Genomic DNA, 20522 nt, shown 5'->3' with positions numbered 1-20522 from the left:
GCGGCGAGGTTGCTATCCTGATACCTCGCTCAGGCTTCTCCCATGACCCAGGCGCTTGATCGGCGGACGCGAAGCGACCGGGACCGCCGTCGCACGGTCGATCCAACGGCATTCTTTGCCACCGAGTTGCCGCGCCTTCTCGAACGCAACGGTCCTATCGCAGCGCAAGGGTTTCAGGCGCTGAACGCACCTCCCTTGACGCTGGAAATCAGTGGTGAAAGCTGGACGCTCACGTGCTTCGGCCAGACCATGTCATTGTGTCCCGGCGGCAGCGACGGTGCTCTGGTTATCAGTCTGACGCTCGGCCAATTCTCTGATTGGGCCCAGAACCAGATCACCTTCAATGGCTTGCTGGTCGCGCGACTTCTCGAATTCAGCGGCGGCAATTTGCGGGATGTGTCGGTTTGGGACTCACTGTGGATATGCCTTCTCGAAGGCTGGCCGCTCATTGACGAGGGTTTTGCCTTCCGCGCGCTCGATGGCTCTGCGCTCGATCTCGCGCAAACATTCACACTGCATGATGACCCCAGCTCCATCGCGCATTTCCTGCGCGAAACAGGGTTTCTTCATTTGCGCGGAGTTCTCGATGCCGACGAGGTCGCGAAGATCTCAGCGGATATGGATCACGCGCGCCACCGCTATGTCGAAGGCGATGGTCGGTCATGGTGGGCGACGCTTGTGGACGGGACCCGGACCTGCGTCCGGATGCAACATTTCGCAGAGCTCTCAACTGCAACGACACGCTTGCTGGCGTCGGAACGCTGGGAGCGCATGATTGCCATCCTTGAAGGGCCGGAAAATTTTGCGCGCAAGCCGATTGAAGGCAACATCATTGAGGCGCTTTTCAAACCTGTCGGCGTGGTTGCTGGGCCTTCGGACCTGTCGTTCCATCGTGACTGTCATCTCGGACGGCATAGCTATGCCTGTTCCCGGATGACGGTGGGCGTTGCAGTGACGGCGGCGGACCCTGCGAACGGCCAACTACGTGTGGTTGCCGGATCCCACAGGCTGGCAATGCCGGTCGAGACCGCCAAGTTGGCGCCGTATCTACCTGTCGTGGCTCTGGAGACCAGTCCGGGCGATCTGACGATTCATCTCTCGTGTACACTTCACGAAGCGACTGCACCGCAGTCTGCCGAGCGCCGCGTCATGTACACCGAGATTCCGCTGCGTGAACCGGACGACAGACTGATCGATACGTCGGTGGCTCAGCTGCGCGGGCAGGTCAACGAACTGCATCGGGACAAGGCGTGATGGACATTCGATGGCTTGCCAGCCTCGGTCCCATATATCCGTCGCTTACCGGTATCGGGAGTACGGACCGCGACGCTCAGCCGACCGTTCGAGGGCCAGGCCGGAGACTGCGAGGCTCGGTCGTCCAGAAGTTGGGACGCGAAATCGTATCCGGGCGTTATCGTCCCGGTGACGTCCTTGCAGGCGAAATTGCATACGCCGGGGAACTGGAAGTGTCTCGCGGTGCCTATCGTGAAGCGATCCAGGTCCTGACTGCCAAGGGTCTATTGGAAAGTCGGCCGAAAATCGGAACGCGCGTGCTCGATCGGTCTCACTGGAATGTGCTCGATCCAGACGTACTTTCCTGGGCATTCAGCGACCAGCCCGAGATCGGCCTCGTGAGGGATATATTCGAGCTTCGCGCTGTCATCGAACCGGCAGCGGCAGGCCTCGCTGCTGCGAGGTGTGAAGATCGTGATGTCGTTGCGATGAAAGGCGCGCTCGATGTGATGCAGCGCAAAACCCTTTCGACCGACGAGGGCAGGGCTGCCGACCGCGATTTTCATCATGCCATTCTTCACGCCACCCAAAATGCCGCGCTCGTCCATCTGACGGCCAGCGTAGGGGCGGCCGTCAGCTGGACCACGCAGTTCAAGCAGCAGGCAAAAAGCTTGCCGCGCGATGCGATAGCCGATCATGCGATGGTTTTTCAGGCCATTGCAGACAGGGACTGCGCGGCAGCCGCCGCGAATATGAGGGCTCTGGTCGAAATGGCCCTCGAAGATACTCAGCAAGTTATGGAGGGCATGTGAGGGACTTATCACGGCGAGGTGTGCTCGCAGCGGGCGGTGTTCTGGCCGCAGGAGTTGCCACGCGAGCTCTGGGACAATCGGCACGGAGCGAGAGTGCATACAAGTCTTTCCGGCCGGGCGAAATCTGGCTCGACACCAACGGCAAGCCGATCCAGGCCCATGGCGGATCCATGATCCACGCGGACGGTCGCTTCTACTGGTATGGCGAGAACAAGGAGTTCACCGCCGGCAAGTCGGATATCTGGACTTGGGGTGTGCGATGCTACGCCTCAAGCGATCTCTATAATTGGGAAGATCTCGGCCTTATCATTCCGCCGGTCGAAACCGATCCAAAATCGCCGCTCAACCCGCGATCGGCCAAGCTCGACCGCCCGCACATCATCTACAACCAGCGCACCAAACAGTTCGTGTGCTGGATCAAGATCATGGGAAAATCGGACCAGACAAGGACCGTCCTGGTCGCGGACAAGATCACCGGACCTTATACGATCGTTCGGAGCGACATTCGGCCGCTTGGCATGAGTGCGGGCGATTTCGATCTCATTGTGCACCCCGCCGATGGAAAGGCGTACATGTACTTCGAGCGCGTCCACAGCGAGATGATCTGCGCCGATCTCACCGACGATTACACGGATTTCACCGGATACTATTCAACCCACTTCCCGCATCCGGCGCCGCCGGCGGTTCGCGAGGGGCCGGCGGTCTTCGCCCGGCGCGGCAAGCTCTATCTCGCGACGTCGGGGACCTCAGGCTATTTCCCCAATCCGTCGGAGATTGCCGTAGCCGATACCTATCACGGCCCCTGGACGGTGCTGGGCGATCTGCATCCGCAGGATCGCTCGCGGACGTCATTCAACTCGCAGATCAGTTGCATCTTCAAGCATCCGGGCAAGCAAGACCTCTACATCGCCATGGCCGACCGGTGGATGGGGCCGCAAGATAGCGATGCGTTTAAGAGCGGAGAGACTTCGCGCCTACTGCAAAGCGCAATCACCAAGGCCATGAGCCGTCCTCGCGGCCAGCTAACACCTGAAGAAACGAAGGCGATGCCTTTGTTGGGCTTGAACGTGGCGACCGCCCAGTCTCGTTACGTCTGGCTGCCGATCCGCTTTCAGGACGACCGACCGGTGATCGAATGGCGAGCCGATTGGACGCTTGACGAATTCGCCTGACACTTGGTGAGCGGGCTGCTCGAGAATGGATGCTGGCACGTGCGCTGTGCCAGCATCCGCCTCCGCTTCATACAGGGATGGTTGCTAGAAGGTCCGGAAGATCGAGCCGCTCTGCGTGTTCCGTGAAGACTGGTTCCAACTGAGCTTCGGCAGTGTTCAGAATGCAGGCTAGCGTGAGATAGGTGCCTATCACGTAAAGCAATTCCATCCGCTCTTGCATCGAATAGAAATTGCCAAGCTTGCTCCAGGTCTCCTCATCGATCCGTTGATTGCTCCAAAGCCCGTCGGCGGCAGCGATGATCAGCCGGTCTGGCGTGTCCCATCCTTCGCCGGGATCCTCGGATTGCAGGGCCCGGAAATTCTCTCGTGTCAGACCTTCGCGCAGGCCCGAAAGCATGTGATGGACCCATTCGTAGTTGCTGCGGGCCCTCCAGGCGATGCGCAGGATCGCGATTTCCTTGGCGCGCGCGGCCAGAACCACGCCGCGTGAAACTGCCGCGTTGAACCGCAGCCAGGGTGCGGACAGCTGCGGATGGTTCGCGAGGACCAAGATCGAATTGAAATCAGACCCCTTGGCGCTTGATCCTGGCGGCAGCATGATTGGAAACAGATCCCGGACCTCCTCGGTCCACTCCTCTTCAGGAACGTTGGGAATACGCTGTTCTGCAAGCGGCATCGAATATCCTGACGTTGGTCCGCGCTGCAGCCGGGAGCGAACCGAGGCTGCGTGCGAAATTGAAGTGAGATCAATCGGGCGAGCGCGGCCAGGCAGTCGCGACAATGCGAGTGCGCTGCAGACGCAGCGTTTGGATCAGCCACAGACCGTCCCTTAGCGTGTATGTCTCGAAGTAGTGGCCGAAGCCGGCAAGTTCTGCAAAAGCGGACCCGACCGGCAGAAACAGCCTGTCGGTCATTGCCCAGATCCCGGTTGCCCCGGCATCGCCAACAATGTCGATTTCACAGTTGGGGGCTTGATGGCAGCTGACGATACCTGCGGCAGCAAGGCCATTGCCGGCGTAGGCGGCACGGCCCTGCAGCACAAGGCTGAGCTCAGGGAAGAAGTCCCTGCCACTCGCCGGATCAACGAAGCAATCAGTGTAATCGAGGACGCAATCAGGCGCGAGCACGCTACGAACGAGCCCGCCGTCGCCGGTATCGACGCCGCGAAGATAGCGTGCCTTGATCTGCTGGATCGCTTCGATCGCCGATAGCCTGTCGACGCAGGTCATGCAGTTGGGGGAGCCGCGTCGAGCCCTTCAACGATGATCGTGCGCCAGGTAGCGGCTTTCTGACGGAACGGGAGTGCATCCTGATATGCATCGCTGTTGTACCATGCGCGAGCGGCGTCCGCGTCGGGGAACTTGAGTATGACGACGCCATCGGGCGCGGTTCCCTCCAGAGCCTCGATCTTGCCATAGACGACCAGCGGCTGCGTCCCAAAGTCTGCCTGCGCCGATCCTGCATTTTCACGATTGCGGCGCGAATATTCCGCGATCGCCTCAGGGTCGGTAACCGGGCTTTCGCGATAGACGATCAGATAAGCGCTCATTCTTAATTCTCCCAATGTGCCGTACGGGCCTTCCCGCCGGCTGGATTGTCCCTGCTGGTCCAGTTTGACCTTACAGAAGATTGATGGCGATCTTGCTGAAGCTTGCTCCCGCTTCGAGGTGCCTCGCAGCATCGCCAAGACGTTCCAGGTCGAAGACGGCATCGATGACGGGGCGGGTCGCGTGCTGCGCAGCAAAGGCGAGCATCGCCACGCACTGCTCCCGGTTGCCCACTACGATAGGAACGATGGGCTTGCCGATGTCCTGGCCCCAACTCGCAGCTCCCTCGAGCCTACCAACCGCCGAAATGATCCCGCCATCGTTCAAAGCGCGAGCGCAGGCAGAAACCTCTGCCGCGCCGACAACATCCACTACGATATCGTAGCCCTGACCGTCTCTGGCCTGGCGGGCGGCCTCGCTCCAGTCGGGCATTTCGCGGTAGTTTATCAGGACATCCGCACCCAGTGCTTGGGCCCGCGCAAGCTTTGCATTGCACGAGGAGGTAATAGCGACGTGCGCCCCGGCAGCCTTGGCCCATTGCAGCGCCGCAATCGAGACGCCGCCAGTACCTTGCAGCAAAACCCATTCTCCGGGACGCAGTGGCCTTGCCGCGAACAGCGCATTCCATGCCGTGACGCCGGCACAGGGCAGGGTGGCAGCCTCGAGATCGCCGAGAGCGTCGGGCAAGTGGCACAGGCTTTCGGCATCGAAAACCGCGTACTGACGGGCAACTCCATCGACCGGACCACCGAGCATGGTTGCAGGCGGTCGTTGTCCGCTCAACCATCCTTGAGCAAACAGAGGGGAAACACGGTCACCCGCTGCGACGCGCTCCACGCCTTCCCCCACTGCGACGACGTGTCCGGCAGCGTCGGATAACGGAATATACTGGCGGCTTTCAATTCCAGGCAGCTGACCGCGAAGTGCCAGCAAATCGCGATAATTGAGACTTGCGGCCGTGAGCCGGACAAGCGCCTGCCCGGGACCTGGAACGGGAATGCCGACCTCCTTAATCGTAATACTTTCGATGCCGCCGCCGCTCGTCGCGAAGGCTGCTTTCATCGTGGCCATTGGTTTCCCTTTCTCGCTGGGCGCGATCCGTGCCTTCGTTCGGTCTCCACCTGCCAAGGATGGCATGTGGAGCATCCGCCGAGGCATCATCCGGCATCGTAGCGCCGCTTGATTTCCGCCATGCAGGCGATGTGGGCGTCGATATCGGCACCGAGTCCCTTGTCCGTAGTACGCACGCTGCCATGAGTACCGCCTGCGTCGCGAAACTGGCGCAAATGGTCTGCCGCTTCCTGCTCGCTGCGAGCAAACAGCGCGAGCAGCTCGCTGCCAAAGCAGTCTCGGTCGCGGCCCAGTTGTTCGAGGTGGTGCCGCACGTGGCCGAGCGCGGCGACACCGTTTGCACCGTCGGCGGCAAACACAAATCCATCGCCGAGCCTCGCGCCACGTTCATACGCGACTTCCGAATGCCCGCCGATCCAAATCGGAATCTTACGGCGCGGACGCGGGTTTATCCCGGCCCGGTCGATCCGATCGAAGCGACCTTCGAAGCTGAGTACAGGAGTCTGCCATAGCTGCCGCAAAAGCCCGATTTGTTCCTCGAACCGCGCAGCCCGCGTCCGAAAATCCTGGCCGAGCGCATCATACTCGACATAGTTCCAACCGATGCCGACTCCGAGCCTCAGGCGTTGCTTGGAGAACAAATCCAGGTCTGCTGCTTGCTGAGCGACCAACGCCGTCTGGCGCTGCGGCAGGACCAGAACGCCAGTCACGAACTCAAGGCGGGTCACACCTGCGGCAAACGCAAAAAAGATGAACGGATCGTCGAAGCTGTCTTTCTCCGTGTAGGGGCCAGTAAGCTTGGGCTCCCGACCCTCATGCGGACATTTGACTACGTGGTCTGGCATCAACAGGTGATCGAATCCGAGGTCTTCGGCGGCCCGGCAGAATGCGCGAAGGGCATCGGGGTCTCCCGGGACTTCGCGGGTTGGATATTTAACGCCAATTTTCATTGCGGACCTGCTCAGACGTGCCGGCGGCACGCTCCTCTCGAATATCGCGAGGATGCATAGCAACGTGAGAGGTGAGCGAACCAAGTCAAACTATGTCGGCAAGATATATAATTCCTCTATACCTTCCGCAGCCCGATTTGGACGTCCATGACGCGTCGTCTCCATCGAGTCGTGCGCTTTTGGCCATGTTCTTGGCATCTCGGTTGTGCGAGCACCCACCAAATGGAGCCCGTACCGGAACCTTGATGTCTAAAAATCGCTAGACAGTCGGCTAGATTGATCGCCGACCAGATATCTCCGTGGGCTATGGCTTCCCACTGATCCTTGTTCTCGGTAGCGTCAGGCTAACGGCCGCACAACCGAAACGGCGAGTGTTCTTCGATCAAGGTCGGTCAGGCGAGTACGAAGGCGAATACAACCACGTAAACGAACACGGTCACGGCCATGCCCAAGCCACGGAACCGAATTGAGAATGCGCTTCGATACAAGGATCTTCGACCTGCTGCTCGTCAATATGAAACGGTCTTGTATCGACAGACGCAGCAGCGCGATTGGCGGGAAATGTTCTTTCGCAACGATTGCGCGATGTGGGCCAAATGGACGTGGTCCAGGGTTTTCCCCGTTGGCGTTCCGCAGAATGGGGAGGACAGCGTGAGTTGGATCCGTCAATTCCTGCTCGAACTCTGGGCAATGCTGATTTTTGCATCGGTTATCGGATTTCTGGGACCGTTTGGGACCTATGTGGAATCCGATCTGCCCGCTCGCATTTGGGAATGGTGGACTCACCTGATGGGCGCCTACGTCCTTGTTCGGCCAGCGATCATCATCTGTAGTATCTTGGCAGATGCTACCTCGCTGCCCAAAAAGGCGACAGTTTTCTGGGGCGTCGTTATCGTCAGTCTGCCGCTTACATTGGTGTGGCAGTGGGGCGCCCATGTACTTTTTCACGCGCTCGGCGGCTTCACAGGAATATGGCCCTTTGCGCTGTTAAGTTCGGTGGCTGTGCTGGCAGTAGCGTGGTGGGCGCGGCGGGTTGATGGACAGCTTCGCAGCGAAGGTATCGCGACTGCCGCCGATGCGGTTCGATCGGTCCCAGCTAATTCTAAAGTGGCAGATAGCGCGACAGGTTATCGCGTAGAGACCGATTTGGAGCACGCTGTGGTTTCAACATCTTTGACGCCTCGCCTGGCGCACCGGCTCCCACCGCACTTCAACGGACCAATCCTCGCGCTCCAAAGCGAAGATCATTATGTCAGAATCCACGGCAGTGAGGGAAGTGAACTGGTTCTAATGCGCCTTCGCGACGCCATAGCTGAGATGGACGGTGTTCCCGGAAAGCAAGTCCATCGCAGTTGGTGGGTCTCGCCGGATGGAATCGCGTCGGTAAAGTCCGATGGGCGAAACCGAATCCTGGTACTCAAGAATGGTGCTTTTGCGCCGGTTGCCCGAGAATCAGTCCGTAGCCTCGAACGCAGCGGTTTTTTGCCCGGCGAGCGCTGACGGCCAAATTAAGCGTAGAAGGGCGGAAAGTCTTGCATTACCAGACGGACGCTCCGTTCATAAGCAGGTCGACAGTGAATGTCGCCTGTTGCCGAGCTTCTGCCTCGGTTACGGTCTGATCCAGCCCGCGCCGTTGCAGCCATCCCGAGTTGATGGCCATTATGGTCTGGGCAATCGAACGGGGGGCCTGGGACTGGATACCGGACTTTGGCCCATAGGTGTGGATCTCGTCGCGTAGATAGTCGACCATGTCATTGTAGGCGAAAAAATCTGGTCCCTGGGCATCGGCTCCACGGCCTGAAGCGCTCAGCGCGAGACGTGTGAACGCCCTCACCTCGGGCTTGCCGGACCAGACGAGGATCGTGGTGATGAACTGGATAAGTCGCTCACGCAGATTGTCGCTGAGGAATTGGTCCTGCTTCGACGTCACCTTGGACCATGAGGCCACGCGGTCCCGGAGCACGCCGTTGAGCAGGGCCATTTTGTCGGGAAAGCGCTTGTAGAGCGTAGTCTTCGGGACACCGACTACATTCGCCACCATTTCCATGGTCGTGCCGTCAAAGCCTTCGCGAAGGAAGACTTCGGCTGCTCTGGCGAGAATCTCATCGGTGATCGCTTGGGACTGAGCCTGCGAAGGACGTCCTCGACCAGTGGGCCGCGCAGCAGTGGCCGTCTTCTTGACTTGGGTCGTGGCCTTCGCTTTGGTCAACGCATTTTCCTCTTACCGTCTGAGGCACATTAGCGACACGCGGGTTTCGAGCAAGTTGCACTTGCGAGTTCTCGGCGGCTGAAATGCGATCACTCCGACTGTCAAATATAATATACGAAAAGTATATTAAGTTTAACACGGCGCCGAGTTTTATCCCATCGATTGAGCGGATGCGATGCCAACGACGAGCATCGATCAAGTCGAGAGAGGAAATGCTATTTCGCCGTCAGCTCTTAGGCAGCGGGGCCATGGGCCTTGCCTTTACCAGCTTCAGCGGAACAGTCCGGGGCGCCAGACCCGCTGAGCCGATCGAAATCGATACCCGGGGGACGATCGGCAATCTTGCCCATCTCTGGGAGGAATGCGTCGGTTCCGATCGCGCCGCCATCTCTCTACGCGAAGAGTGGCGCCAAGATCTGCGTCTTTGCGTGGCCTAGGCTGGTATCAAGTGGGTTCGATTCCATGGAGTCTTCGGCGACGAGTTGGGGGGTAAGAGGATTCTCGAAATGCACCGCAATGGCGGACTGAATTGGCAGAATGTCTAACGCGTCTACGACGAGTTGCTCGGGAACGGGGCCAGGCATTGAACGTTGGGCGCGGCGATCTATTTCGAAGTCCGTAAAAAGCTTAGCGGGGAGGCCCCGATATAGCGAAGCGACTTCAAAAAATTAATTCTGCGTTCGTCTGTATCAGATGCAGTATCTTGCCGATCGTGGCGGCGGTGCAACTTGATAGCATTGAGATCGCTTTGCATCGCACGAGATGACAGCGGAAGCCGTCATAAGGTGAATAGGCGCAGTAAAGTGGTCTGGAATCGTCCGGGCGGCTGAGACGTATGTCCAAGTCTTATGTGACTAAAGGTCTCGGCCCATGTCTCAAGACAATGGTGTCCCTCACGCCCGGCACTTTTCATGAAAACTGCCGCTTGCCTTGATGAGCTTCATCCGTATGGTTGCAAATGCGCCTTCAAAGGGTGTGAAGGCGAGCCAACTGCCTTGCTGGAAAAATCGCTCGGTGCATGCATCCGGGCCGCTGGCGTGAATGTCCAGGCCTCAGGCTAAAGACGTCGGTAAACGATTCCAAGTGTTGGCCCCGCGCGGCGAATGCCTCGCGGTCTCCGGCTGGAGAACTGCCCGTGTTTTTGGGCAAGAAGAACGCGTCTTGCGTGCGCGTATTCAAAACCCCTCTCATTGCAGGAGGGGTGATCTCATGCGGCTGAATATCGACGTAGATTGTTCGCGAGGCTCGACGCTCGGCGAAGGTGATCCGCTGCCTCCTGAAGATCGGGCTCCATTTCCGAAGGGGAACTGGATCGACCGGCTCTACCGGTCCCACCGCGATAAGCTTGTGCGATTTGCCATGCGCCACACCCAGCCCGATCGCGCGCCTGATGTCGTCCAGCAACTCTTCGCCCGGCTCGCTGCAAGGGGGCAGGAAAATCCGCTCGAAGTGGAGGCGCCAGGCGCTTATTTGCAGCAGGCTACGATCAACCTGATCCGGAGCGAGGCAAAATATGACCGGCGTCGCTGCGCAAACCTCCACGTCTGTTCGGATGACGTTCCGATCGCCGACGTTGACGCTGTCGCGGCCTCCGAGGCCCGCGACATGCTGGTCCGGCTCGAAGCGATCATGGCCGAATTGGCCCCTCGTACCCGCGAAATCTTCCTCGCTCACCGCTTTGACGGCTTCACCTACACAGAAATTGCGGTCCGGACGGGTCTGAGCGTAAAGACCGTCGAGAAACACATGAGCCGCGCGATCGGGCATGTCACTCGAAGGCTCGATCCATGACGCCGTGCAGGAAAGCGATGGGAAGGGAATGAGCCTCGAGCAGGATGCCGATGACTGGTTCGTTCGGATGCGGAGACCGGATGCGGAGGCCGTCCGCGACCAGTTCGAAGAATGGCGCGCTGTGCCTGGCCATGCAGAAGCGTACGAACGCAGGGTACGGTCGTTCGACACGACCATGTTTCTTGCCAGCACAGGCACTGTGCGAAACCGGGATCTCGACATCGCGAAACCCTGGGCGCTGCGAAAGTACGCAGCGGGAGCCGTTGGTCTCTTACTGCTGGGGGCGCTGGTTCTCATCGTAGCGCATCGCGATTGGAGTGCGCCGCAAGCAGTCTCCCGGATGGAAGTGGCGTCACTGGAAGAAGCTCCCAGGCGAATTGCACTTCAGGACGGGTCGACCGTAATCCTGGACCGCGGATCGAGGATGCAGATTTCCTTCGACCGGCATCGGCGGCTGCTGCGGTTGCTCGCCGGGCGCGCGCGCTTTGCCGTCGCACACGGACAAGCGCGACCATTCGTGGTCGAGGCAGGCGTGGGCAGAGTGATTGCGCACGGTACGCTCTTCGATGTGGAACTGTCGCCGAACGTTGTGAGGGTTGCTCTTCTGCGGGGCGCTGTCGAAGTGCGCAATGCCGCTGACGAGCATGGCAGTAGGAGACAGGACCTCACAGCCGGGCAGGGAATTGCGATCGAAGGAGGCTCCGTTGGCAAACCCACGCCGATCGTTGCTGCCGATAGCCAGTGGCCCAACGACATGCTGGTTCTTGACGGGGTGGAACTCAGTCAGGCTGTCACCGCTTTCAACCGGACTGCTCCCACTCCAGTCCTGTGCGAAGTGTCGTCGGCCCGCTCCATGAAGGTCACCGGGGCGTTCAGGCGATCGGATTCCGAAGGCTTCGCTCGGCAAGTGGCTGCCACATTCGGCTTAGGCTTCGAGAAGCGCGAAGATGGCAGTTTCGCGATTGTGGGCGGCGCGCGTTCAGGAAAGTAAGGGCACGCCGCTCAAGCGGCGATAGGCGAAGTGGGCAGGCCGTCAAAGCGCGGGCGGCCCATGTGCCTCGAGGTCGACCGTACTACACCTCACGAAAGTGTTGTCGTGGACCCGAACTTGTCTAGAATCGGGTGATTATGAAGACCGACCTCGATCACCTTCCCGAACAGAAGCGCGCCGACCTCAAGCGCGTAGTCGAGATTATCTTCTCCGAGTTCGGCGACGTTCTGGGGCTCGCGACGCAAGGGTGGAAGAAGCAAGGGCGGATCACGAAAGTGATCCTCTACGGTTCCTACGCAAGAGACGACTGGGTGGCGGATCCGGTGGGCGGGTACTTTTCGGACTACGACATCCTGGTCGTTGTCAATGACGAGCGCCTGGCCGACGAGGCAGAATACTGGGGCAAGGCGAAGGATCACCTCAACCGCGCATACGACATCACCAAGGTGCTGTCGGCGCCAGTGGGGCTCACTGTTCATTCGATGGCGGACGTGAATTTCCAGCTGTCGCGTGGAAGGCCGTTCTTTGTCGATATCGTGCGCGAAGGCATCGTGCTCTACGAGCTCGAGGCCCAGCAGTTCGAGCTTCCCAGGCCGCTCGATACCGGACTGGCGCACGTCGAGGCAGAGAACCATTTCAACCAGTGGTTCGAGAGTGCCAGTCGATTTCTTGCATTTGGCAAAATGGGTGTTCAGCAAGGTTGGAACAATCAGGCGGCATTTCTGCTGCACCAAGCGACCGAAAACTTCTATCACACGGTGCTTCTGGTGCTGAAGCTCTACAGCCCGAAGTCGCACAACCTCAAATATCTGCGCGGGCGGGCCGAAGACATCGCGCGCGACCTGATCCCTGTCTGGCCTCGCGACACCAAGTTCGGGAGCCGGTGCTGGGAACTGCTCTATCAGGCCTATGTCAAAGGCCGCTATTCGCCGCACTATGTCATTCGCGACGTGGAGCTTGAGTGGCTGGTCGAGCGGATCGAACTGCTCGAGGCCGAGGTGAAGGCGATCTGCGAGAGGCGCCTCGAGATTTCTCGGGCCACGTAACGGCCCGTTTTCAAGGCATTGCCGGTGAGAGTTGGTGGCGATGCCGGGCGGTCCCAAAAAAATTTGCCCTTAGCGTAGGGTGTTTCTGCACGGACGGCGCTTCGCCTCCGAAGGGTTCTGCCAAGAGCAGACCTCGGGGACGGAGGTTCATACGTGCGTTACCACCTACTGGCGTGCTGCAGCATGGCTGCGGCCGCAACGATGATCTGTGCGCCGGCTGCTGCGAAAGCCGATACGAGGATCGAGGTCCATCTTCCGGCGCAGCCGCTCTCCGCATCACTGCGCGACCTGGGGCGCCTCTTCGGCCGCAATGTCAGCGTCGATGATGCGGTGGTCAGGGACCGGCTTGCTCCTGCGGTCGATGGCAACCTGACATTCGAGGAAGCGATCGGCTCTGTCCTTGCCGGCACCGGATTGAAGTTCACGCCGTCTGGCGGCGGTGTGATCGTCAGCAAGCGTGCCGAAAACGATGCCGATGAGGGCGGCATCGTCGTGACGGGTTCGCGCATTCGCGGAGCGCCGGTCGCCTCGACGCAGCTCACATACGGCCGCGAGGAAATGCGCAATGCCGGGCAGTCGAGTGCGGATGACGTGATCCGCGCCATTCCGCAGAACTTCTCAGGTGGCCAGAATCCGGGTGTGGGCGCCAACCTGCCGGGCGGAAAAAACCTGGACGTTGGGGGCGGGGCCTCGATCAATCTGCGCGGGCTGGGAAGCGACGCGACGCTGACGCTGCTCGATGGCCGCCGGCTCAGCTTCGATGCAGCCCTGCAGAGCGTCGATGTCTCTGCCATTCCCTTCGGGGCGATCGAACGCATCGACATCGTGCCTGACGGCTCGTCGGCGCTGTTCGGCTCCGACGCGGTTGCGGGCGTTGCCAATATAATTCTGCGCCGAAACTTCGACGGGCTGGAAACGACGGCGCGCGTGGGCGGCTCGACCGATGGGGGCAACTTCCAGCAGCAATATGGGGCAACGCTCGGCAAAGTGTGGCCGTCCGGCCGCGCCATGGTCTCGGGAGAGTACGGGAGCAACTCCGCGATCAAGTCGAGCCAGCGCTCCTACCTGAAGGACACGTCACCGGGCCTCGAAGTCTTCCCGGCGATGCGTCACTACAATGCCGCGCTGACGCTTCGTCAGGACATCGCCTCCAATCTGACTTTCGATCTCGACGGTATCTACAACAACCGCCGGCGCGAGCAGGTGATGCCGCTCGATGCGACCGGTGACCTCTCGGTCAGCCGATACGACACGCTTCAGAAAGCCGAATCCTGGGCGTTGGCGCCGAGCCTGACATTGTCGCTGCCGGCGCAGTGGGAAGTGACGCTCGCAGGCAGCTACGGATGGAACAAGGTCTATTACGAAGGAACGGTTACCTACGGCGCGACCTCGGCGAGCGTGGGTAATGGCTTCTATCGCAATGCGACCGCCAATGTGGAAGTGAGCGGCAACGGCAAGCTTGTCGATCTTCCTGCGGGGGCAATCAAGGCGGCGTTCGGAACGGGGTATCGCCGCGACGAGTTTCACCGTGAGACGACCCTTGGGCCCAGCCAGTTCGTCGATAAGTCCCGCGACAGCTATTACGCCTTCGGGGAGCTCAGCATTCCCGTCATCGCCCCCGACCAGAACTCGCCTCTGGGCAAAAGTCTCAATCTGAGTGCGGCCGCGCGCTACGAGAAGTACCCCGGCATTGCTTCGGTGGCGACGCCCAAGCTGGGCCTGATCTACGATCCGACGAAGGACGTGTCGATCAAGAGCAGCTGGGGCAAATCCTTCCGGGCGGCGACCTTCTACGAGCAGTATACCGCCAACCCCGGATACCTTGAGGACTCCTATTACTTCGGCGGTACGAGCGGGACGGTGATCGACTTCCAGGGCGGAAATCCCGATCTGAAGCCCGAGCGATCGACAAACTGGTCGGCAACGCTTGTACTGCATCCGACCGCTCTCGACGGTGCCGAACTGGAAGTGAGCTACTTCGACATCCGTTATCGCAATCGGATCGTGACGCCGATCACCTATACGCGCGAAGCCCTGACCAACCCGGTCTACGCGCCATACGTCACGCTCAATCCCACGGTCGACCAGCAGAACGACGTCATCTCGCGGCTCATCACCTTCACCAACCTGACCAGCGGGCCTTACGATCCCGCCAGTGTCGTTGCGATCGTCGACAACTCCAACGTCAATGCCGGCCGTCAGGACATCCATGGCGTCGACATTCTCGGCCGCTACAGCTTCGATCTTGGCGAGGGACGTCTGAGCGCCTCGCTCAATGCAAGCTATCTCGACAGCAAGCAGCAGCTCGGCCCCGGCCAGGATTGGACACAGCTGGCCGGCACGCTCTTCAATCCGCCGCATGTTCGCGGTCGGGGTGAGCTGGGTTGGACCGGCGGCGACGTGACGGCCACTGCCGCAGTCAACTACATCGGGCCGGTCCGCGACATCCGATCGATGCCATCGATCAAGGTCTCCGGCATGGTCCCGGTCGACTTCACGCTGCGGTTCCATCCCACCGGTCTGCATGGACCGTTCGGCGGGATCGACGTGATCGCTTCGATCCAGAATGCCTTCAATGACAAGCCGGATACGATCGCCACCAGCTCGTTCCTCGACACGCCCTACGACAGCACGAACTATTCCCCGTTCGGCCGGGTGGTCAGCCTGTCGGTGACCAAGAAATGGTAATTCGCGTTCCAGCCATGCTCGCGGCGCTTGCCGCAGGCATGGCCTCGCCGCCGGCGCATGCCACCTGTGAAGACCTTATGCCATTGGTTGCGGGTATGCATGGGAAGAGGGACATTACCACCCGGGACCTCTCGCGCTTACGCGATATCGGATATCCGGAAGTCATGGGCGGACCAGCAAGTCCGCTTTCTCTCTCGCCCGATGGCAAGACCATTGCTTTCGTAATCACGCGCGGCGACCCGAAAACCAATTCGATCTGCTCGGCGCTGGTCACGGTCGCGACCGACGGCCGCTCTCCTCCCGTAGTGCTCGATAGAGGCGGCGCGCTTCCCAAACTGGCGGGCGTATTCAGGGGCGTGTTCATCACGACCGGTTTGCCTGAACTCATCACGCCCGCCTGGTCTCCCGATGGCAGGTCGCTTGCTTACCGAAAACTGGTCGACGGCGTAGTCCAGATCGTTCGCGTCGGAGCTGATGGCACCGATGCACGGGTGGTGACGCAGTCTCCGGTAAATATCGAGGATTTCTCCTGGTCGCCCGACGGGTCGCACATAACCTACCTCGCCAGACCAGGGGAGCTCGAGTCGAAGCGAAAGGCGGAGGCAGATGGCCTTTCCGGCTGGCGCTACGACTCGAGCATACTTCCCCAGCAATCCTGGGAGCCGCAGCCCTGGGCGAGTGACATCCCGCAGCAGGCCTTCATCGTGGATCTCGAGACCGGGGCGGTTCGGGCGGCAACCGAAGACGAGCGAACACGCTCGTGGCCGCCGCCCGTACCGGGTACGCACGGCGGCGCAGCGGTAAAGGCGAGCAATGGCGCGATCGCTTGGACCGCAGGGACGACCGATCATCCGGAAGCGCCGCTGCGCGTCTGGGCACAGGTGCCCGGCGGGCAGGAGCTTCCCTGCGGGCTGGAGCAATGCGCCGGGCGCATATCGCGGATATTCTGGGAACAAGGCGGGCGCTCGGTTCTGTTCCTCCGGCGTGAAGGCTGGAACGGCGAAGACTGGGCGCTTTATCGTTGGGTGCCGTCATCCGGCCGCATCTCGCTTGTCATGCGGACGCGCGATGCACCGACCGGCTGCCTCCAGGCATCCAGCGAGCTCATATGTGGCCGTGAAAATGCGACCACGCCGCGCCGCATCGCTGCGCTCGATCTGAAGTCCGGGCGCTTTAGAACTATCTTCGAACCAAACCCGGAATTTGCCGGTTTCAGGCTGGGGACGGTGCGCAGGCTGCGCTGGGTCAATGACCGGGGCCTCCCGGCGTGGGGCGATCTTGTCCTTCCACCGGGGCACGATGGACATGCCAAATTGCCGATGGTGATCGTGCAGTACCATAGCGCAGGCTTCCTGCGCGGCGGCATCGGCGATGATTATCCAATCTATCCCATGGCCGCGAGGGGCATGGCGGTTCTGAGCTTCGAGCGGCCACCGTCCTCCTCCTCGACCATCCCCGGTCTGAAGACCTGGGAAGAGACACTCGCCGCAGATCACAAGGACTGGAATGAGCGGCGCAGCCTTCTCTCGTCACTCGATCGCGGCATCGACGCGGCAATTGCAACAGGCTTCATAGATCCAGGCCGGATCGGCATCACCGGGCTCAGCGACGGCGCCTCGAGTGTCCAGTTTGCCTTGGTCAACTCGCGCCGGTTCTCTGCGGCGGCGATGAGCTCGTGCTGCGACGATCTGCTGAGCTCGCTTGCATTGGGAGGCTTTGCCTGGGCCGACGAGAACCGAAAAACCGGCTTGCCACCCTCGGTCGACGATGACCGGGAATTCTGGAAGCCGCTATCGCTGACCGTCAATGCGCGGGCGATTAACACGCCAATCCTCATGCAGCTTGCCGACCGGGAAACGCTGCTGGCGCTGCCCGCGTTCACCGCACTTCGCGAAGCCGGAAAGCCTGTGGAACTGTTCGTCTATCCCGACGAGTTTCATGACAAGTGGCAGCCGGCTCATCGCCTCGCGACGTACGATCGCTCGATCGACTGGTTCGCGTTCTGGCTTGCGGGCCGTGAGGACGCGGACCCGTCAAAGCGGGAGCAATATTCGCGATGGGAGGCTATGCGGATTGCCGGGAAGCGGGCGCAAACGCCCTGAATTCCGCTTTCCTATAGCCGCAATCTCCCCGCTGAAGCTGGCGCCGTGGGGTGCGTAATCCGAAATCTGAGATAGCTCTTACCTTTGGTGAATTGGCCGATTGGCGATTGTCCGGTTCGGGGCCGCAATAAGGAGATGTCTACCGTTCGTCCGGTGTCGGATTTCACCCGATGGACCGAAGCACCGCGATCATCCCACTGGACCAGGTTCGACATGAGTATTAATTAGGCTCATGGGCACCGCTTCCTCGAACCAGTCTAACATTTCCGGCTCCTGTCTTTGCGGAACCGTTCGCTTCAACATCAACGGCTCCTTCGACAGCTTCTTCCTCTGCCATTGCTCGCGGTGCCGAAAGGGAAGCGGCACGGCCCATGGCGCCAATCTCTTCGCGACTGACGCATCACTCCATTGGGAAGCCGGAGAGGCTGAAGTAAAAATTTTTCGCCTGCCTGGCACCCGGCATCAACGCAGCTTCTGCCTCGAGTGCGGGTCAGCGCTCCCGGATGTCCAGATGGATGGCGCACTACTCAAGGTTCCCGCAGGCTGCCTCGATGGACCCATCAAAATTCGACCGACAGCACACATCTGTTGCGCCAGCCGTGCAGACTGGGATGTCGATCTGGATGAAATCGTCATGATCGATGGCTCGCCCGGCTGAACGCCCCAAGTCCCTGGACATCAATAATGAGGATCCCTCGAAGACTTCGCCAATCACGTGTTTCCAGCTCGTCTGCCGCCATTCCTGAAGACGAAAGAGGAGTAGGGGGAGGCGGGCAAGCCGGCGCGTCACCCCAACCGGGCGCCTATCTATGCTGAGCAGCCAGGCGCAGTTCTGCGAGTCCTTCTTCGACCGAGACCAGCGGCGAATAGCCCAGTTCCTGTCTGGCCCTGGTGATATCGAGCGTCACTTCCACCGCCATTGTCGCCAGATCCTGCCGCGTTACCGGAGGTTTCATCCTGCCTCTGGTCAGCTTGGATAATATTTCGCCAACCCTGGCGACGGTATGGACCACCCATGAGGGCACTTCTTTGGCCGGTGGAGTAATGCCTTGCGTTTCCAGAATGCCCGATACGAGATCGCGAAAAGCGATCGGCTCGCCATCGGTGACGAAGTAGGCCTCGCCGCTTCTGCCGTGATGCAAGGCAAGATCGATACCGTGGCACGCATTGGCCACGTGCGTCGCCGAAGTCAGATATCGCCCGCCGTCGATCCAAGCCAGGTTACCCGAGCGAGCCGCTTCCACGAGGATCGGCAGCGCTGTCGTATCATCTCGTCCCCACACGAACCGAGGGCGCACGGCCATAACATCGAAACCTTCGCCCGCCGATGCGAGTGCGATGCGCTCCGCTTCGGCTTTGGTGCGCGAATAGGCACCCGGAAACCGTTTCGGGAAGGGGCGGTGCTCGTCGGCGTTGATCAGCGGCTTACCGTCGAGCAGCACGGATTCCGTGCTGACATGGACCGCGCGCGTGATACCGGCCTTGCGGGCCGCGGCAAACACGGCACGTGTTCCTTTGACATTGACTGCAACATGGTCAGGCGTTTCCGGACCATGATTGGTATGGGCCGCCGCATGAACCAGTGCGCAGCAACCTTTCATAGCCTCTGCCAGTTGCGGGTCGGATAGCCGTCCCTCAACGGGTTTCGCTCCAAGCGTACGGACAACGCTTGCCGCCTCGGGCGAGCGCACGAGCCCAACCACCTCGCACCCGACGTTCACGAAGTGCCGTATGAGATTGCGGCCGAGATAACCGCTCCCTCCCGTGAGGAAGATGTGCGAGCAGGGGCCAGGAGCGGAGGCGTGATTGCCTCCCTCCGCGATGCGGTCGGTCATGATTTGAAAGTGCCTTCAGTTGGGGGGAGTTCGGCGGAATGTCGTCAGGCCGGGCGTGCGGTCGCCAGCCAGCGAATGTCCGCCAGCAGGGCAGTGCGCTCCGCTTCGGGCCATTGATGATAGTCGAGAGATTCTAGCAGCTTGAGGCCTTCAAGCGCGAGATAGGCCAGCATCGGACCGCGCGCACCTTCCGCCTCTTCGCGAATGCGCGCGATCACCGCATTCTGATTTTCCTGGATGGCAGAGCGCAGCCCCTGATCCTGCGCCAGCGCCGCGCAGATGTTGAGAGCGACTGCTCGAAAAGCATCGGGAAAGGGCTCGGCCGCCGCCGTGATACGCCCATGAAGCGTGCGATTTTCGGCAGCGTCGCAAGCTTTCGCCGCTGCCTCGTTGAAGGCATTGTCACGGGCAACTGCGCGTTGGACCATGGCCTCCAGCAGCGCCTGTTTCGACCCATAGTCGTAGACGACGCTGCCCTTGCTGATCCCGGCTTCCTTTGCGACACCTTCCAGCGTTAGGCGCGCGGCGCCAGCGCTGGCGACGACCGCTTCTGCAGCATCGAGGATGCGATCATTATCGATGGATTTCTTGCGGCCCACGGGCATTCCAATTTATATCTGACCGGATGGATATAAATTGGAATGCGGTCGTCCGTCAATGATTCAAAGATGCGGCTGGAGCGGTTTTGGGATGGGCACGCAGCGTAATGAATTGCGAAAATGGCGCTCGGCTGCCGATGCCGCAGCCGACCCAATCCGGTCGTTCCGTGGCCAAATTTTCTGCCCTAGGTGCAGCCCTTCCGCTCTTCATTCTGAACGCCCAAGATTGGGCTAGTAGGTGCCGCCCGTTGCTGAGGCGCTCCTGCCCCTGTGGAGTTGGCCCGGCGCGGCGACCTCGCTGCCTCGGCGAAAACGGGCGCAGGCGTGCGATCTTCGAAACTGAATCGGGCCGCGTGCGCCGCATATTTGAGAAGCTTTTCACCGTTGCTTGGGCCGTAAAGGACCCGCGCTTGGTACAAGCCCCCTTGCATCTATGGACGCCGATGAACGTAGCTTCTGCAAGGGGGGTAGCGCAT

At 60.4% G+C, this 20522-nt stretch carries 18 protein-coding genes; 10 read left to right on the top strand and 8 right to left on the bottom strand.

Annotation, left to right across the window (positions count from 1 at the left end):
• The first annotated feature begins 42 nt into the window (after positions 1-42).
• The 3 genes from AC1VVM_RS22070 to AC1VVM_RS22060 are packed head-to-tail and all read left to right on the top strand — an operon-like array spanning position 43 to position 3217.
• Positions 43-1254: a phytanoyl-CoA dioxygenase family protein gene (locus AC1VVM_RS22070; protein ID WP_482956496.1), complete on the top strand. Its 1212-nt coding sequence runs from the start codon at positions 43-45 to the stop codon at positions 1252-1254.
• Entirely contained in the window at positions 1254-2045 is a 792-nt protein-coding gene (locus AC1VVM_RS22065; RefSeq protein WP_482956495.1) for a FadR/GntR family transcriptional regulator, read from the top strand. Before AC1VVM_RS22070 ends, AC1VVM_RS22065 begins: the two co-directional genes overlap by 1 nt.
• Positions 2042-3217, top strand: coding sequence for a family 43 glycosylhydrolase (locus tag AC1VVM_RS22060; RefSeq protein ID WP_482956494.1), 1176 nt, complete (start codon positions 2042-2044; stop codon positions 3215-3217). Before AC1VVM_RS22065 ends, AC1VVM_RS22060 begins: the two co-directional genes overlap by 4 nt.
• A 67-nt stretch (positions 3218-3284) precedes the next feature.
• Here AC1VVM_RS22060 and AC1VVM_RS22055 read toward each other — a convergent pair whose 3' ends face one another.
• The 5 genes from AC1VVM_RS22055 to AC1VVM_RS22035 all read right to left on the bottom strand — a co-directional run bounded on the left by AC1VVM_RS22055 (position 3285) and on the right by AC1VVM_RS22035 (position 6785).
• Positions 3285-3893: a carboxymuconolactone decarboxylase family protein gene (locus AC1VVM_RS22055; protein ID WP_482905894.1), complete on the bottom strand. Its 609-nt coding sequence runs from the start codon at positions 3891-3893 to the stop codon at positions 3285-3287.
• A gap of 70 nt (positions 3894-3963) precedes the next feature.
• Complete coding sequence (locus AC1VVM_RS22050; protein ID WP_482905893.1) at positions 3964-4446, bottom strand: nuclear transport factor 2 family protein; 483 nt, start codon at positions 4444-4446, stop codon at positions 3964-3966.
• Positions 4443-4766, bottom strand: a complete 324-nt coding sequence (locus AC1VVM_RS22045) for a DUF1330 domain-containing protein (protein WP_482905892.1) — start codon at positions 4764-4766, stop codon at positions 4443-4445. Before AC1VVM_RS22045 ends, AC1VVM_RS22050 begins: the two co-directional genes overlap by 4 nt.
• A 70-nt stretch (positions 4767-4836) precedes the next feature.
• Positions 4837-5835, bottom strand: a complete 999-nt coding sequence (locus tag AC1VVM_RS22040) for a zinc-dependent alcohol dehydrogenase family protein (RefSeq protein WP_482956493.1) — start codon at positions 5833-5835, stop codon at positions 4837-4839.
• Between the two features lie 86 nt (positions 5836-5921).
• On the bottom strand, positions 5922-6785 hold the full coding sequence (locus AC1VVM_RS22035) for an LLM class F420-dependent oxidoreductase (protein WP_482956492.1): 864 nt from the start codon (positions 6783-6785) through the stop codon (positions 5922-5924).
• 444 nt (positions 6786-7229) lie between these two features.
• Between AC1VVM_RS22035 and AC1VVM_RS22030 the strand changes: the two genes are divergently transcribed.
• Entirely contained in the window at positions 7230-8285 is a 1056-nt protein-coding gene (locus AC1VVM_RS22030) for a LytTR family DNA-binding domain-containing protein (protein WP_482956491.1), read from the top strand.
• A 37-nt stretch (positions 8286-8322) separates the two neighbouring features.
• Here the strand turns inward: AC1VVM_RS22030 and AC1VVM_RS22025 are convergent, their stop codons facing one another.
• On the bottom strand, positions 8323-8994 hold the full coding sequence (locus AC1VVM_RS22025; protein WP_482956490.1) for a TetR/AcrR family transcriptional regulator: 672 nt from the start codon (positions 8992-8994) through the stop codon (positions 8323-8325).
• Between the two features lie 1209 nt (positions 8995-10203).
• Between AC1VVM_RS22025 and AC1VVM_RS22020 the strand changes: the two genes are divergently transcribed.
• The 6 genes from AC1VVM_RS22020 (at position 10204) to AC1VVM_RS21995 (ending at position 18270) form a co-directional block, all read left to right on the top strand.
• Positions 10204-10785, top strand: coding sequence for an RNA polymerase sigma factor (locus AC1VVM_RS22020; protein WP_482956489.1), 582 nt, complete (start codon positions 10204-10206; stop codon positions 10783-10785).
• A complete protein-coding gene (locus AC1VVM_RS22015) occupies positions 10760-11776 on the top strand; it encodes a FecR family protein (protein WP_482956488.1) in 1017 nt (338 codons plus the stop codon). The genes AC1VVM_RS22020 and AC1VVM_RS22015 overlap by 26 nt, the downstream gene beginning before the upstream one ends.
• Positions 11777-11913: 137 nt before the next feature.
• Complete coding sequence (locus tag AC1VVM_RS22010; protein WP_482956487.1) at positions 11914-12822, top strand: HEPN domain-containing protein; 909 nt, start codon at positions 11914-11916, stop codon at positions 12820-12822.
• 183 nt (positions 12823-13005) lie between these two features.
• Positions 13006-15510, top strand: a complete 2505-nt coding sequence (locus AC1VVM_RS22005) for a TonB-dependent receptor domain-containing protein (protein WP_482956486.1) — start codon at positions 13006-13008, stop codon at positions 15508-15510.
• Positions 15504-17612 carry an Atxe2 family lasso peptide isopeptidase gene (locus tag AC1VVM_RS22000; RefSeq protein WP_482956485.1) on the top strand — a complete coding sequence of 703 codons (2109 nt, stop codon included), beginning with the start codon at positions 15504-15506 and terminating at the stop codon, positions 17610-17612. Before AC1VVM_RS22005 ends, AC1VVM_RS22000 begins: the two co-directional genes overlap by 7 nt.
• Before the next feature lie 232 nt (positions 17613-17844).
• A complete protein-coding gene (locus AC1VVM_RS21995; RefSeq protein ID WP_482956484.1) occupies positions 17845-18270 on the top strand; it encodes a GFA family protein in 426 nt (141 codons plus the stop codon).
• 145 nt (positions 18271-18415) lie between these two features.
• On the opposite strand, the gene AC1VVM_RS21990 is transcribed toward AC1VVM_RS21995, so the two are convergent.
• Together AC1VVM_RS21990 and AC1VVM_RS21985 are read right to left on the bottom strand one after the other, a co-directional pair.
• On the bottom strand, positions 18416-19447 hold the full coding sequence (locus AC1VVM_RS21990; protein ID WP_482956483.1) for an NAD-dependent epimerase/dehydratase family protein: 1032 nt from the start codon (positions 19445-19447) through the stop codon (positions 18416-18418).
• Positions 19448-19491: 44 nt separating this feature from the next.
• Positions 19492-20046: a TetR/AcrR family transcriptional regulator gene (locus AC1VVM_RS21985; RefSeq protein WP_482956482.1), complete on the bottom strand. Its 555-nt coding sequence runs from the start codon at positions 20044-20046 to the stop codon at positions 19492-19494.
• Positions 20047-20522 lie beyond the last annotated feature (476 nt).

It is taken from the genome of Novosphingobium sp. BL-S-33 (genome assembly GCF_056857025.1).
The sequence above is the reverse complement of the archived record's forward strand: the minus strand, read 5'-3'. Positions and strand labels throughout refer to the sequence as shown.